15 protein-coding genes and 1 other RNA gene are annotated in these 15402 nt (G+C 63.2%); 12 read left to right on the plus strand and 4 right to left on the minus strand.

What is annotated here, in order from left to right; genetic code table 11:
• Nucleotides 1-86: 86 nt before the first annotated feature.
• From ssrS to RO009_00740, 3 genes are all read right to left on the minus strand, one after another.
• Nucleotides 87-241: non-coding RNA, 6S RNA (gene ssrS, locus RO009_00730), on the minus strand.
• Between the two features lie 35 nt (nt 242-276).
• Nucleotides 277-669, minus strand: coding sequence for a cell division protein ZapA (locus RO009_00735; GenBank protein ID MDT3683554.1), 393 nt, complete (start codon nt 667-669; stop codon nt 277-279).
• Between the two features lie 12 nt (nt 670-681).
• Nucleotides 682-963 carry a DUF4164 family protein gene (locus RO009_00740; GenBank protein ID MDT3683555.1) on the minus strand — a complete coding sequence of 94 codons (282 nt, stop codon included), beginning with the start codon at nt 961-963 and terminating at the stop codon, nt 682-684.
• A 226-nt stretch (nt 964-1189) separates the two neighbouring features.
• On the opposite strand from RO009_00740, the gene tkt reads away from it, so the two are divergent.
• From tkt to RO009_00795, 11 genes are all read left to right on the plus strand, one after another.
• A complete protein-coding gene (gene tkt, locus RO009_00745) occupies nt 1190-3232 on the plus strand; it encodes a transketolase (GenBank protein MDT3683556.1) in 2043 nt (680 codons plus the stop codon).
• Between the two features lie 193 nt (nt 3233-3425).
• Entirely contained in the window at nt 3426-4433 is a 1008-nt protein-coding gene (gene gap, locus RO009_00750) for a type I glyceraldehyde-3-phosphate dehydrogenase (protein ID MDT3683557.1), read from the plus strand.
• Nucleotides 4434-4604: 171 nt separating this feature from the next.
• Entirely contained in the window at nt 4605-5807 is a 1203-nt protein-coding gene (locus RO009_00755) for a phosphoglycerate kinase (protein ID MDT3683558.1), read from the plus strand.
• An 88-nt stretch (nt 5808-5895) separates the two neighbouring features.
• Nucleotides 5896-6921, plus strand: coding sequence for a class I fructose-bisphosphate aldolase (locus RO009_00760; GenBank protein MDT3683559.1), 1026 nt, complete (start codon nt 5896-5898; stop codon nt 6919-6921).
• Nucleotides 6922-7096: 175 nt separating this feature from the next.
• Nucleotides 7097-7753: a thiamine phosphate synthase gene (locus RO009_00765; GenBank protein ID MDT3683560.1), complete on the plus strand. Its 657-nt coding sequence runs from the start codon at nt 7097-7099 to the stop codon at nt 7751-7753.
• The gene (locus RO009_00770; GenBank protein MDT3683561.1) at nt 7753-8733 is read left to right on the plus strand and encodes a tetratricopeptide repeat protein; all 981 of its coding nucleotides are present in this window, start codon (nt 7753-7755) and stop codon (nt 8731-8733) included. The genes RO009_00765 and RO009_00770 overlap by 1 nt, the downstream gene beginning before the upstream one ends.
• Nucleotides 8734-8835: 102 nt before the next feature.
• A complete protein-coding gene (gene efp / locus RO009_00775; protein MDT3683562.1) occupies nt 8836-9402 on the plus strand; it encodes an elongation factor P in 567 nt (188 codons plus the stop codon).
• Between the two features lie 193 nt (nt 9403-9595).
• Entirely contained in the window at nt 9596-10393 is a 798-nt protein-coding gene (locus RO009_00780) for an inositol monophosphatase family protein (GenBank protein MDT3683563.1), read from the plus strand.
• 201 nt (nt 10394-10594) lie between these two features.
• Nucleotides 10595-11572, plus strand: a complete 978-nt coding sequence (locus tag RO009_00785) for a flagellar motor protein MotA (protein MDT3683564.1) — start codon at nt 10595-10597, stop codon at nt 11570-11572.
• Nucleotides 11573-12595 (plus strand): peptidoglycan -binding protein, encoded by a 1023-nt coding sequence (locus RO009_00790; GenBank protein MDT3683565.1) that lies wholly within the window; start codon nt 11573-11575, stop codon nt 12593-12595.
• The gene (locus RO009_00795) at nt 12592-13038 is read left to right on the plus strand and encodes a GNAT family N-acetyltransferase (protein ID MDT3683566.1); all 447 of its coding nucleotides are present in this window, start codon (nt 12592-12594) and stop codon (nt 13036-13038) included. Before RO009_00790 ends, RO009_00795 begins: the two co-directional genes overlap by 4 nt.
• 112 nt (nt 13039-13150) lie before the next feature.
• On the opposite strand, the gene RO009_00800 is transcribed toward RO009_00795, so the two are convergent.
• Nucleotides 13151-14974 (minus strand): ABC transporter transmembrane domain-containing protein, encoded by a 1824-nt coding sequence (locus RO009_00800; protein ID MDT3683567.1) that lies wholly within the window; start codon nt 14972-14974, stop codon nt 13151-13153.
• A 167-nt stretch (nt 14975-15141) separates the two neighbouring features.
• Between RO009_00800 and rpmE the strand changes: the two genes are divergently transcribed.
• Entirely contained in the window at nt 15142-15372 is a 231-nt protein-coding gene (rpmE, locus tag RO009_00805) for a 50S ribosomal protein L31 (protein ID MDT3683568.1), read from the plus strand.
• Nucleotides 15373-15402 lie beyond the last annotated feature (30 nt).

Below are 15402 nucleotides of genomic sequence, written 5' to 3' on the forward strand. Positions count from 1 at the left end.
TAGCTTAAACCGTCATCCGGGATGCAGTGAGCGAAGCGAACGAGCCTCGAAGGATGACGGCCGCAACGCGATGAGAAAAGAACGGGTGCGGGCCGCGTGAGCCGTCGGATTTGCGACCCCGGGAACCTACAGAAGTAGGTGGGCGCCATATGTCCGAGCCCACGGGCCCGGTCAGGGACAGCTCCCTTCAGGATCGTAAGGCCCCGGGAGTATGAATATCCGTCGCACTCCGCAGCACCGCGCGACCAATGTAGTACCGAACCGCGTGCCCCGCCACTACCCGCCGAGCGCTGTCCCGTTGCCGTTACTGACAGTCTGGTTGAGCGTCCTGGTGATGCCCTCAATGCGCTCGGACGCCGCGTTCAGGGCGGCGATGATGGCCGCCTGGGTCTGCTGCGCCCGCTCGGCGGCGAGCACGCGCCCATCCTGCATGCCGGCAAGTTCTTCCTCAAGCCGGCGGATCTTCTTTCCGGCCTCGACCAGTTCATCGGCGACCGTCAGCGCCGCCATGACCGTAAGCCGTGAATCGCCGACTTCACCAAAGTTGCCGCGCAAATCCTCGATGCGCGCATCGATGTCGCCGGCGAGGCGCATCAGGTGGTCTTCCTGTCCGTCCTCGCAGGCCATCCGGTAGTTGCGGCCGTTGATCGTGACATTCACCTGCGCCACGGCTCTACCTCACTAACGGTCGTTGGCTTCGATTACAGTGCGCACGTTGTCGATGGCGATATCGAGTCGCCGCGCGATTTCGCGGTTGGTCGTCTCCAGTTGCTTGGCATGGGCGGCCGCGGCGTCGAGTTCGGTGGCCAGACGCGAGCGGTCGTTCCCCAAGGCATGCAATTGGGCGACAAGCCGCTCCTCGCCGTGGTCTGCCTCACGGCGCCGCTCGACAGCAGCTTCCAGTGCATCCAGTGCCAAGGCCAGGCGCCGCGTCGCAGTCTCGATCGCGCTTGGATCGGTCATGTCCCTTTACTCGCGGGATGGAACCTTGCCTCAAACGAAAACTCTTTTCCGGCAAGGTCTTAACTCGAAAAGCCTAATTTGCTGGTTCAACGCCGTCAACGCTCCCAACGGGCTCGTCCCCATTTTCCCATCCGGGCTGTGCAAATTGCTTCCGCAGTGGGCCGCGGCGCGTTGGACTCGTGCGCCTCGCGTGTTATGTCCCGCCCGTCAACGGCCCTTAATCACAATGAACGCAAGACCTTCGACGGCAGCCGCCGTCGCACAACCGGACATTTCCGCCATGTCACGCGCTGACCATGACCGCATGGCGAATGCCATCCGCGCGCTCTCGATGGATGCCGTTGAGCAGGCCAAGTCGGGCCATCCCGGCCTGCCTATGGGCGCCGCCGATATCGCAACCGTGCTGTTCTCGCGTTTTCTGAAGTTTGATCCGACCGACCCGAAATGGCCGGACCGAGACAGATTCGTGCTGTCGGCCGGACACGGCTCGATGCTGATCTATTCGCTGCTGCATCTTACGGGCTACGCATCTGTCACGCTCGAAGAAATCAAGAACTTCCGCAAGCTCGGCTCGAAAACGCCCGGTCATCCGGAGAATTTCGTCACCGAGGGCGTGGAAACGACAACCGGTCCGCTCGGCCAGGGCATTGCCAATGCGGTGGGCATGGCGATTGCCGAACGGCATCTCGCGGCGGTGTTCGGCGAGATCGTCGACCATAAGACCTATGTGCTTGCCTCCGACGGCGACCTGATGGAGGGCGTCAGCCAGGAAGCCATCGCGTTTGCCGGCCATCTCAAGCTCAACAAGCTGATCGTGCTGTTCGACGACAACGGCATCACCATCGACGGCAAGCTGTCGCTGTCCGACTCCGTCGATCAGGTGAAGCGCTTCGAAGCCGCCGGGTGGCGCGCGGAGCGCATCGACGGTCATGATCCGCAAGCGATTGGCGCCGCGCTCGAGCGTGCGCAAGTCTCGGATCGTCCGTCGCTCATCGCCTGCAAGACGATGATCGCCTTCGGCGCGCCGAACAAGGCCGGCAGCGAGAAGGCGCATGGTTCGCCGCTCGGCGCGGATGAAATCGCGGCCGCGCGCAAGAAGCTCAGCTGGGAACATCCAGCCTTCGAAGTGCCCGCGGACGTTCGCGCCCTTTGGGCCAAGGCCGGCGAGCGCTCGCAGGACATGCACAAGGCGTGGCAGAAGAAGCTTGCCTCCCTGCCCGCGGACGCGCGCAGCGAGTTCGAGCGCCGCATCAAGGGCGAGCTGCCGGCCGAAAAACTGGCTGCCGCGGTGCGCTCGGTGAAGGAAACGCTGGCAAAAACACCGAAAGAGATTGCCACGCGCTCGGCGTCGGAATTCGCGTTGGAAAGCCTCGTCGTTGCGGTGCCCGAAATGGTTGGCGGCTCAGCCGACCTCACCGGCTCCAACAATACTCGCGCGAAGTCGATGAAAACGCTGTCGGCCGCTGACTATGCCGGCCGCTTTATCCATTATGGCATCCGCGAGCACGGCATGGCCGCCGCCATGAACGGCATGGCGCTGCATGGCGGCATCATTCCCTATTCCGGCACGTTCCTCGTGTTCTCGGATTATTGCCGCCCGGCGATCCGTCTTGCGGCGCTGATGGGCGAGCGCGTCATTCACGTGATGACGCATGACTCCATCGGCCTCGGCGAAGACGGGCCGACGCACCAGCCGGTCGAACACATGGCGGCTTTGCGGGCGATTCCGAATCTCCTTGTCTTCCGACCCTGCGACGTTGTCGAGACATTGGAATGCTGGCAACTGGCGCTGCAGGCGAAGGATCGCCCGAGCATTCTGGCGCTGACGCGCCAGAATCTGCCGCAGCTGCGCACCGGCGTCGATGCCGACAACATCTGCGCGGCAGGCGCCTACGAAATTGCCGGTCCGGATGGCCCCTCCGACATTTCAATCTTCGCGTCGGGGTCCGAAGTCGCCATCGCCATCGAGGCCGCCAAGCTGATCGCCCAGAAAGGCGTCGCCGCGCGTGTCGTCTCCGTACCCTGTTTCGAATTGCTGCGGGAGGCGCCCTCTGAACACCGCCGCGCCATCATCGGCAACGCCAAGGTGAAGGTCGGCGTGGAAGCGGGCGTTCGGCAGGGCTGGGACGAGATCATCGGCTCTGACGGCGTCTTCATCGGCATGACCGGCTTCGGCGCCAGCGCGCCCTACAAGGACCTGTACAAGGCTTTCGGCATCACGCCGGACGCCGTGGCGTCGGCGGCCCTGGCGAAACTCGGAGGCTCCTGAACGCCTGCGGCGCTCCGGCGGCCGCCTCCCGGTTTTCCCTGGCTGCATCAGGCTGGCCGCTCACACGAGCGTGCATGCCAGCCATTTACCGCCTGTCGCGCAAATTGCTCGATAGCAATTGAGTTGGGGGCGAAAAAGGCTATATCGAAGCCACATTTCGTCATTCAAGCCACGCCAGCCGGGAGTTTTAGAGATGACAGTCCGCGTCGCCATCAATGGATTCGGCCGCATCGGCCGCAATGTCCTGCGCGCCATTGCCGAGACCGGCCGCAAGGACATCGAAGTCGTGGCGATCAACGATCTCGGCCCGGTCGAAACCAACGCGCATCTGCTGCGCTTCGATTCGGTGCATGGCCGTTTTCCCGGCGAGGTCACTGTCGAGGGTGACTCGATCTCGGTTGGCAACGGCAAGATCAGGGTCACTGCGATCAAGGATCCAACGACACTGCCCTGGAAGGACCTCGGCGTCGATATCGCAATGGAATGCACCGGCATCTTCACCTCCAAGGAGAAGGCCTCGGCACATCTCACCGCTGGCGCCAAGCGGGTGCTGATTTCCGCGCCGGGGGAAAACTCCGATCTCACCGTCGTCTACGGCGTGAACCACGACAAGCTGACCAAGGAACACAAGATCGTTTCCAACGCGTCCTGCACCACCAACTGTCTCGCGCCGGTGGCGAAGGTGCTGAATGACGCGGTCGGCATCGACAAGGGCTTCATGACCACCATCCACGCCTATACCGGCGACCAGCCCACGCTCGACACCCTTCACAAGGATCTCTATCGCGCGCGCGCTGCGGCTTTGTCGATGATCCCGACCTCGACGGGTGCCGCGAAGGCCGTCGGTCTTGTGCTGCCGGAACTGAACGGCCGGCTTGACGGCGTCGCCATCCGCGTGCCGACGCCGAATGTATCGGTTGTCGATTTCAAGTTCGTGGCGAAGAAGGCGACGACGAAGGACGAGATCAACGGCGCCATCAAGCGCGCCGCCGAGCAGCAGCTCAAGGGCATCCTTGGCTATACCAATTCGCCGAATGTGTCGATCGACTTCAACCACGACCCGCATTCGTCGGTCTTCCACATGGACCAGACCAAGGTGATGGACGGCACGCTGGTGCGCGTCCTGACTTGGTATGATAACGAATGGGGCTTCTCCAACCGCATGTCCGACACGGCGGTAGCAATGGGCAAGCTGATCTGATCGCTCACCTGAGACGGGAGATCCGCGAAATGTCGGCGGTATTTTGGACAGGCGTTGCGCTTTCCATTGCGACCGGGTGCGGCGTCGCATTTGTGGTCTGGCAAAGCCTCAAAGGCCGTGACCGCCCCGGAAAAACCAGAAACGGACAACGATGAGAGCGCGCGGACCCCGATGAACCCGCTTGTTGCCTTTCGGACCCTCGATCAGGCCGACGTCAAAAATAAGCGCGTTCTTGTGCGCGTCGATCTCAACGTGCCGATGGATAACGGCAAAGTCACCGATACGACGCGCATCGAGCGCATCGTGCCGACCATCACCGAAATCGCCGACAAGGGCGGCAAAGTGATCCTGCTTGCGCATTTCGGCCGGCCGAAGGGGCGCGATCTGAAAGAGTCGCTGAAACCTGTTGCTGCTGCCGTTACCGACGTCATCAAGCGACCGGTTGCTTTCGCCGAAGACTGCATCGGCGATGTCGCAAAGGCCGCGATCGACAAGATGCAGCCGGGCGACATTGTCTGCCTGGAGAATACGCGCTTCTACAAGGAAGAAGAGAAGAACGACCCCGCCTTTGTCGACCAGCTCGCCGCGCTCGGCGACATCTATGTCAATGACGCCTTCTCCGCCGCACATCGCGCGCATGCTTCGACCGAAGGTCTCGGCCACAAGCTGCCGACCTATGCCGGCCGGACCATGCAGGCCGAAGTCGAGGCACTGTCGAAAGCGCTCGAAGCTCCCACACGTCCTGTTGCAGCAATCGCCGGCGGCGCCAAAGTGTCGACCAAGCTCGATCTCCTCGGCAACCTGCTCGACAAGGTCGATGTGCTGATCATCGGCGGCGCGATGGCCAACACTTTCCTGCTCGCGCAGGGCAAGAGCGTCGGCAAATCGCTGGTCGAGCCCGATCTGTTGAATACCGCCCGCGAGATCATGGAAAAGGCGAAGGTCAGGAACCGTGAGATCGTGCTGCCTGTCGATGTCGTGGTGGCGAAGGAATTCAAGGCGCTGGCACCCTCGCGTGTTGTCGATGCCAACCATGTCGGCGATGACGAGATGATCCTGGATATCGGTCCGCGCAGCATCGAGCACGTGGTCTCGGTGCTGGCGCGCTGCAAGACCTTGGTCTGGAATGGCCCCTTCGGCGCCTTCGAGATGGAGCCCTTCGATACCGGCACCATCGAGGTGGCGGAGGCCGCCGCGGAACTGACACAAGCCGGAAAGATTATTTCCGTCGCTGGCGGCGGCGACACCGTTGCCGCCCTCAATGCCGCCGGCGCCGCCGACCGGTTTTCCTATGTATCCACAGCCGGCGGAGCCTTCCTGGAATGGCTGGAGGGCAAGAGCCTGCCGGGTGTCGAGATATTGAGGGCAAAATAGCACCGCCCCTTCCCGCCCGGCGCGGGAAGGATGTAAAGAAAGCCGCAAATAGCCGGCCCGCCCGGCGCGTGGCTTGAGGGAGATACCGATGAATCTTGCAGAACTGAACAAGGTCGCGGTCGCCATGGTGGCGCCCGGCAAGGGCATTCTGGCAGCCGACGAATCCTCCGGCACGATCAAGAAACGCTTCGACGCGATCGGCGTGGAATCGACCGAAGACAACCGGCGCGACTATCGCGAACTGATGTTCCGCACCACCGAAGCGATGTCGAAATACATTTCCGGCGTCATTCTCTATGACGAGACCATCTGGCAGAAGGCGAAGGACGGCACGCCGCTGGTCGAGATCATCAAGAAGTCCGGCGCGATCCCCGGCATCAAGGTCGACGAAGGCACCAAGCCTCTCCCGAATTGCCCCGATGAATTGATCACCATCGGTCTCGACAAACTCACCGACCGGCTGCCCAAATACTACGAACAGGGGGCGCGTTTCGCGAAATGGCGCGCGGTGATTGATATCGGCCAAGGTATCCCGAGCTACACCGCAATTCGCACCAACGCACACGCATTGGCGCGCTACGCCGCGCTCTGCCAAGCCGCGCAGATCGTCCCGATCGTCGAACCTGAAGTGCTGATGGACGGCGACCATGACATTGATCGTTGCGTCGAAGTCACCGAATTCGTGCTGAAGGAGACCTTCCAGGAGCTCTATTATCAGCGCGTGGCGCTGGAAGGCATCGTGCTGAAACCGAACATGGCGGTGCCGGGCAAGAAGAGCGCGAAGAAAGCCTCGGTGCAGGAAGTCGCCGAGAAGTCTGTGCGCATGCTGAAGAACTGCGTGCCGGCTTCGGTACCTGGCATCGCCTTCCTGTCGGGGGGGCAGTCCGACGAGGAGGCGACCGCGCATCTCGATGCGATGAACAAGCTCGGCAACCTGCCCTGGCATCTCACCTTCTCGTACGGCCGCGCGCTGCAAGCCGCGCCGCAGAAGACGTGGTCGGGCAAGTCCGAGAATGTCGCCGCCGCGCAGCGCGCCTTCCTGCATCGCGCGCAGATGAACGGTCTCGCCGCGCGCGGCGAGTGGAAGTCGGATTTGGAAAAGAAGGCGGCGTAAACCAGTTGCGTGTCCGACCAAACGCCGCCACAGCGGCGCGAGTCGGGGCCCGAAACTATAGAAGATCAGAGTGAGTCTCTGTGGTTATGGGTTCCGGCTCTCCGGCGCCATCTTCGGCCGGAATGACGTCGCCTCTTGCCCCCATTCCGCCCGATTGGAACAGCATCGACACCAGATGATTTCCCGTCGGCAGCAAGACCCCGAACTTCCCGCACCGCGGCTTTATCTCGTAACCCCGGTGATCGGGGAGGCTGGCGTATTTGCCGACCAGCTTCGCGATGTTCTCGCCGCTGCCGACATCGCCGCCATCTTGCTGCGGCTTGCGCCGACCGACGAACGCACGCTGATCAACCGCGTCAAATCGCTGGGGAAGATCGTGCAGGAGAAGGATGTCGCGCTGCTCGTCGACGGTCATCCTGAAATTGTCGCGCGTGCGGCGGCCGATGGGGCGCATCTGACCGGCATCGCGGATTTCGAAGACGCGGTTGGTAGCCTGAAGCCCGATCGCATCGCCGGCATCGGCGGATTGGAAACGCGCCACGACGCCATGCTCGCGGCCGAGCGCGGCGCCGATTATGTGATGTTCGGCGAGCCGGACGAAACTGGCGACCGGCCCTCAATCGATGCTGTGCGCGAGCGCGTCGGCTGGTGGGCGGAAGTTTTCCAGACGCCCTGCGTCGGCTATGCCGGCGATCTCGACGAAGTGACGGCGCTGGTGCATGCCGGCGCCGATTTCGTCGCAATCGGCGATTTCATTTTCAGCGATCCGCGCGGACCGCGCGCCATGGCGATGGCGGCGCAGCGCGCCTTGCTGGCGGAGCCGGTGTCGTGATCGCGCTTCGCCTTGCATTGGCTGCTGCCGTTACCTTTGCATTCGTTGGCACGGCCGTCGCCCAGGGCGCCAAACCCGCGCCGAAGGGCAAACCCGATCCCGCGCCAAGCGCTGCGCCGGCACCGACGCCCGATGCCGATCATGCCTACGGCGCCTATCAGCGCGGCTATTACATGACGGCATTCGCCATCGCGACGAAGCGCGTCGAAGAAAAAGGCGACCCGGCCGCCATGACCCTGCTCGGCCTGCTCTATGCCGACGGCCTCGGCATCCCCCAGGACGACCTGAAGGCGGCAGAATGGTACAAGCTCGCTGCCGACCGCGGCGACCGCGAAGCGATGTTTGCGCTTGCCATGTTCAGGATTGTCGGCCGCGGCGGGCCGAAGAGCCGCGACGAGGCCGCCAAGCTCTTTGCTGCCGCCGCCAAGCTCGGCCATGCAGCCTCGGCCTATAATCTCGCGCTCCTCTATATGGAGGGGCAGCAATTCCCGCAGGATTTCGGGCGCGCCGCTGAATTGCTGCGCCAGGCCGCCAATGCCGGCAACCCGGAAGCGCAATACGCGCTTGCCACGCTCTACAAGGAGGGCCGCGGCGTCAAAAAGGACGATCGCGAAGCCACCCGCCTGCTCGGAGCGGCGGCGCTGGCCAATAACCTCGACGCTCAGGTGGAATACGCCATTGCGCTCTATAACGGCACCGGGATCGCAAAGGACGAAAAGGCGGCTGGCGAATTGCTGTGGAAGGCGGCGCGGCGCGGCTCACCGATCGCGCAGAACCGGCTGGCGCGAATCCTTGCCACCGGCCGCGGCCTGCCTGCGGACCCGGTCGAGGCGGTCAAATGGCACATCGTGTCCAAGGCGGCCGGCGCCAGCGACCCTTGGCTCGACCAGTTCACGCAAAAGCAGTCGCCGGAAACCCGTAGCGCCGCCGAAAAGGGCGCCAAGCCATGGCTGGCGCTGATCGCGGCCTCGCGGAATTGAGCGCCTCCGGGGCGCGGAAACGCAGACTTGACGGCGGTCGCAAAGCCGGGGCACACAACCGCCCGAAACGATTTCTCCCCGAAAGCATCAACGGAACGCCTTATGGCCAAGATAAATGGCAATGAAATTCGTCCTGGCATGGTCATCGAATACCAGGACTCGCTCTGGGTCGCAGTGAAGACCATGGCGGTGAAGCCCGGCAAGGGCCCGGCCTATAACCAGGTGGAACTCAAGAACCTGATCGACGGACGCAAGCTCAACAACCGCTTCGGCTCCGACGAACGCGTCGAGCGTGCTCGCCTTGAGCAGAAGGACTTCCAGTATCTTTACAAGCAGGGCGACGCGCTGGTGTTCATGAATAACGACACCTACGAGCAGCTCGAGTTGCAGGAGGATTTCGTCGGCGAGCGCGCGGCTTTCCTGCAGGACGGCATGACTGTCACCCTGGAAATGCACGAAGAGCGCCCGATCGGCATCAAGCTGCCCGACCAGGTGACGCTGCAGATCGTCGAGGCCGATCCGGTCGTGAAAGGGCAGACCGCGGCGTCGTCCTACAAGCCGGCGCGTCTGGAGAATGGCCTGCGCGTCATGGTGCCGCCCTTCATCACCACCGGCGAGAAGATCGTCGTCGACACCAACGAAGTCACCTATATCCGCCGCGCGGACTAACTCTCATTGAGGAGTGTCGCCTCGCCTTTGGTTGTCATCGCCCACGCCCGATCTCGGGTTTACCCGAGATCGGTTCTTGAAGTGCGCAAGCCGGCTTGTGATCGGGCGATCCAGTAAAGGCATAATCTCCGTGATTACTGGAGCCCCCGCTTTTGCGGGGGCATGACGACAATGGAGAGGGATAAGAAAGAGAATGCTCCACTCCGCCCTCATGAATGTGATGATCAAGGCCGCGCGCAAGGCCGCGCGCGGCCTCGCGCGCGACTTCGGCGAAGTGGAGAAGCTGCAGGTCTCGATGAAGGGCCCGGCGAATTTCGTCTCCGCGGCCGACCGCAAAGCCGAACAGATCCTGCGTGAGGAATTGCTGACCGCCCGCCCCGGATATTCGTTTCTGGGTGAAGAAGGCGGCAAGACTGAAGGCAGTGACAAGACGCATACATGGATCGTCGATCCGCTCGACGGCACCACCAATTTCCTGCACGGCATTCCGCAATTTGCGATCGCCATCGCGCTCGAGCGCGATGGCGTCATCGTCGCCGGCCTCGTCTACAATCCGATCAGCGACGAGATGTTCACCGCGGAACGCGGCAAGGGCGCTTTCCTGAACGAAAGCCGGCTGCGCGTCGCCAACCGCCAGCGCATGGCGGATGCCGTGGTCGCCTGCGGCCTGCCGCATCATGGACGCGGCGGTCTCGCGGAATTCCGCCAGGAATTCGGACTGGTGCAGGAGAAAGTCGCGGGGCTGCGCCGCTTCGGATCGGCGGCGCTCGATCTCGCCTTCGTCGCGGCGGGACGCTTCGACATATACTGGGAGCGCAATCTGTCGCCGTGGGACATGGCAGCCGGCATTCTGCTGGTGCGTGAGGCCGGCGGCTATGTCACCGATTGCGACGGCCAGGATGCCATGCTGGTCAAGGGCCACATCCTCGCCGGCAACGACACCATGCACCGTGAATTGCTGAAGACTCTGAAAGAGACCGGTAAATCCTGACGGCCGTCTTCGCCATCAGCCTGCCATCATTACCTTTTTGCCGAGGATTGCCGCGCCGCGCTACGTTTGAAAATCCGGCGCGGTCGCCGGCGGCAACCGGGTAAAATGACCGGGATATTTTCTTTCGCCCCGTCTGTGCCATAGTCTTGGCCTGCTTTGGCGACGACCACGGGCCAAAGGCGGGATAGCCAAGGACGCGCAATGGCACGCGATAGCGACCCTTTCAAGCTTTCTTCTCCGCGGATCTTCCTGGTTCGGATGCTGGTATTCCTCATCCTCTGCGGATTGATTGCCGTCGTTCTCTACAAGCAGATTCTCGATGCCTTTCTGGCCAATCCCGGGCTGAACGGACTGATCATCGGCGTGCTGGTCATCGGCATCCTTTTGTCCTTCCGTCAGGTGATCCGGCTGTTCCCGGAAGTCCGCTGGGTCAACAGCTTCCGTCTTGCCGATCCCGGAATTGCAGTCGAGCGTCCGCCATCCCTGCTCGCGCCGATGGCGACCATCCTCGGGGACCGGCTCGGCCGCATGGCGATCTCCTCGCAGATGATGCGCGGCATTCTCGATTCCATCGCCACACGCCTCGACGAAGCGCGGGATCTGTCGCGCTACATGACCGGCCTGCTGATCTTTCTCGGTCTGCTTGGCACTTTCTGGGGGCTAATCGAAACCGTGTCGTCGGTCGGCAAGGTGGTTGAAAGTCTGAAACCGGGCGGCGATGCCGGCACGGTATTCGAATCCCTTCGCGAGGGTCTCGGCGCGCCGCTCGGTGGCATGGGCATCGCGTTCTCGTCCTCGCTGTTCGGCCTTGCCGGCTCGCTGGTGCTCGGCTTCCTCGATCTGCAGACCAGCCAGGCACAGAACCGCTTTTACACGGACCTGGAGGACTGGCTCTCCACGACCGTGCGCGACATCGGGGCGGAAGGTGCCGTCTCCGGCAGTCCCGCCATGTCCAGCGACCTGCGCGTCGCGATCGAGCGCCTGCGCGAGGCGGTCGCCGATTCAGGCTCGAGCCGCGCCGCCACCAGCGCCATGGCCAATCTCGCCGAGGCGATCCAGGGTCTCGTGCACCACATGCGCACCGAGCAGCAGATGATCCGCGACTGGGCGGATTCGCAGGCCGAACAGCAGGCGGAAATCCGCCGCGTGCTGGAAACGCTGGCGCGGGAGCGGACCTAAATGGCGTTGGCGCGGGCTCGCCGCGACCGCGGCGTCGATTACTGGCCGGGTTTCGTGGACGCCTTGTCCACGCTGGTGCTGGCGGTCATCTTCATGATTTCGATCTTTTCGGTGGTGCAGTTCTATCTGGCGCAGGAAGTCACCGGCAAGGACACCGCCCTCTCCCGCCTGAACGCGCAGATCGCGCAGCTTACCGAATTGCTGTCGCTCGAAAAAACCAGCCGCGCCAATCTCGAAGAACTGATGGCGACGTTCCGCTCCAATCTCGCCACCGCCGAAGCCGAGCGCGACCGCTATCGCGGTATCGCCGAAGGCGCCGGAAAGGCAGCTTCGGAACAAGGGCGTGCGCAAGAACTGGCGACGCAGCTCGATAATGAGAAGCAATTGACGGCACGCGCCCTCTCACAGGTGGAATTGCTCAATCAACAAATTCACGCGTTGCGGCGCCAGCTCGCCGCGCTGGAATCCGCGCTGGAAGCTTCCGAGCAGCGCGACCGCGAGTCGCAAACCCGCATCGCCGATCTCGGCCAGCGCCTCAACGTCGCGCTGGCGCAGCGCGTGCAGGAATTGTCGCGCTACCGCTCCGACTTTTTCGGACGGCTGCGAGCCATTCTCGGCAACCGGCCGGATGTGCGCATCGTCGGTGATCGTTTCGTTTTCCAGTCCGAAGTGTTCTTCGATGCCGGACAGGCCTTGCTGAAGCCGGAAGGCCGCGCCGAGATCGACAAGATTGCGTCAGCCTTGCTGGAACTCGAGAAGCAGATTCCCCCCGATATCGCCTGGGTGATGCAGGTGGACGGGCATACCGACATCCGGCCCATCGCCAACCCGCAATTTCCCTCGAACTGGGAATTGTCGTCCGCGCGCGCCATCGCCGTCGTCCAATACCTGATCAGCCGCGGCGTTTCTCCGCAACGGCTGGTCGCCGCCGGTTTCGGTGAATTCCAGCCAATCGATCCGGAAAAAACCGAAGAAGCGTTTCGCCGCAACCGCCGCATCGAGCTGAAGCTGACGGAACGGTGACCCACCAGCTTCGTCCCTATGAAACCGCTGACGCGGACGCCGCCATCGCGTTGTGGCAGCGGGCCTGGCAGGTTGCCTATCCGCAGATTGCTTTCGCCAAACGCCTGGACTGGTGGCGCACACGCTGGCTCAACGACCTTGTGCCGGTGGCGACCATCGTGGTGATGGAACATGCCGGCGCCATGATCGGCTTCGTCACCATCGATCCAAAAGCCGGCTATCTCGACCAGATCGTCATCGCGCCGGAGCAATGGGGCCACGGCCTAGCGCATGCACTGATCAACGAGGCCAAGCGCCTGTCGCCGAAAGGTATCGACTTGCAGGTCAACAAGGACAATGCGCGGGCGCTGCGGCTCTATGACAGATGCGGCTTCAGGATTGCCGGTGAGGACGTCAACGCATATTCCGGCGCGCCAGTTTATCTGATGCGATGGCGGCCCTGACCTTCCTGCTTCATTCCGGGGCGCGCCAAGAGCGCGGACCCGCAATCCGGATGCATGCTTGGAGCGTGTTTCCGAATTCCGGATTCACGTGCTTCGCATCTGCCGGGAATGACTATGAGTTGAACTGCAGCTTCGCCAGCCGCGCATAGAGCCCATCGGAAGCAGCGAGTTGCTCGTGTGTGCCGTGCTCGACGATGCGGCCGTGATCCAGCACCAGAATGCGGTCGCAGGTCAGCACGGTCGCCAGGCGATGCGCGATCACCAGCGTGGTGCGATCCTTCATCAGGCGCTCCAGCGCGCTCTGCACCAGGGTTTCGCTTTCCGCGTCGAGCGAAGAGGTCGCCTCGTCCAGCAGAAGAAGCGGCGCATTGCGCAGGATGGCTCGCGCGATGGCGATGCGCTGACGCTGGCCGCCCGAGAGTGTGACGCCGCGTTCGCCAACCATGGTGTCGTAGCCTTCCGGCAGACGGCGGATGAATTCGGCGGCGGCAGCCATTTCGGCCGCGCGCTCGATCTCGGCATCGGTCGCGTCCGGCTCGCCGAAACGGATATTCTCACGCACCGTCGCCGCGAAGATCGCGGTCTCCTGTGGCACCAGCGCGATATGCCGCCGCAAATCCGCGGGATCGGCGTCCGCAAGTTTCACACCGTCGAAGGTCACCTCGCCGGAACCCGGATCGTAGAACCGCAGCAGCAGATGAAAGATCGTGCTCTTGCCCGCGCCGGACGGCCCGACAATCGCCACCTTTTCTCCCGGCCGCACATGGAAGGAGACGCCTTGCAAGGCCGAGACATCCGCCCGCGTCGGGAATGAGAAATGCACGTCGCGGAAAGCCACTTCCCCCCGTGCCGGTTCGGGCAGACGCACCGGGTTTGCCGGCGCCGTCACGTCGGATTTGATGTGCAGAATTTCGAACAGCCGCTCCGCCGCGCCGGAGGCCTGCGAGACCTCGCCCCACACTTGCGACAATTCTCCAAGCCCGCCCGCCGCAAAGACCGCATACAGCACGAACTGGCTGAGCCGCCCCGGCGTCATTTCGGCCGACAGCACGTCCTGCGCGCCGACCCAGAGCACCAGCACCACGCTGGCAAAGACAAGGAAGATCGCGACCGCCGTCAGAACGGCGCGCGACAGCGTCGATTGCCGTGCGTCTTCGAACGCTTGCTCCACAGCCGCACGAAAGCGCGATGTCGCAGGTGCCTCGTTGGTGAAGGCCTGGAGCGTTCTGACTGCGCCGATGGTTTCCGACGCATAGGCAGAGGCGTCCGCAAGCGAATCCTGCGCCGCGCGCGAGCGCCTGCGCACCGCGCGCCCGAAAGCGACCAGCGGCAGCACGATGATCGGGATCACCGCCAGTACGTAAAACGAGAGTTTCGGCGAGGTCACCACCATCATGGCGGCGGCGCCGAGAAACAGGAACAGATTACGCAGCACGATGGAGATCGAGGCGCCGACCGCGGCCTTGATCTGTGTGGTGTCGGCGGTGAGGCGCGACATCATCTCGCCGGTCTGCGCGCGATCGAAAAAGGAGGGCGACAGGGTAGTCAGATGCGCAAATACTTCCGAGCGCAGGTCGGACACCACGCGCTCGCCCAACGTCGTCACGAGATAGAAGCGGAGGGCGCTCGCCATCGCCAAGACGAAGACAACGCCGATCATCACGGCGAAATAGCTGTCGATCAGCGCCTGGTCGCCGGAGAATCCGAAGTCGATCATGCGCCGCACGGCGAGCGGCACGGCCAGTGTCGCCAATGCCGCCGCGGTCAGCGCCGCCAGGGCGGCCAGCGCGCGAAGCTTGTAGCGCGTGACATAGGGCACGAGCAGCAGCAGCGGCTTCAGGTTCCGCCGGCCGCCGGACGGGGCGGCGGCCTGCGCCGGGGCCTGCCTGGCGGCAGCGTCCCAGTCCGACTTTCCGCGCTCGCCCATCAACGACATATCCCGGCTCTCCGCCCTCGATTAAGGGCTTGAATGCCGTGTGGAATTGCCGGGCGCAAGGGCGATATGCCGGGAAGCTTGTCTCCTCGGGCGGTGTCGGCTATAGACCCCGCCAAATCCCCATTATCCGCACCCTTGAGCGCGGCCGTCCGCGCGGAGAACAGGCCATGAAGTCCGAGATCCATCCGAATTACCACACCATCACGGTCAAGATGACCGATGGCAGTGAATTCACAACCCGCTCCACCTGGGGCAAGGCCGGGGACACGATGCATCTGGATATCGACCCGAAGTCGCATCCGGCCTGGACCGGCGGCTCGCAGCACCTCGTCGACCGCGGCGGACGTCTGTCGCGCTTCCAGAAGAAGTTTTCGGGCTTCATCAAGGACGTGAAGTAATCGCGCCCTCCATCGTCTTTACGAAAAACC

The sequence above is a fragment of the Pseudorhodoplanes sp. genome (assembly GCA_032027085.1).
In the GTDB taxonomy this organism is placed as follows: domain Bacteria; phylum Pseudomonadota; class Alphaproteobacteria; order Rhizobiales; family Xanthobacteraceae; genus Pseudorhodoplanes.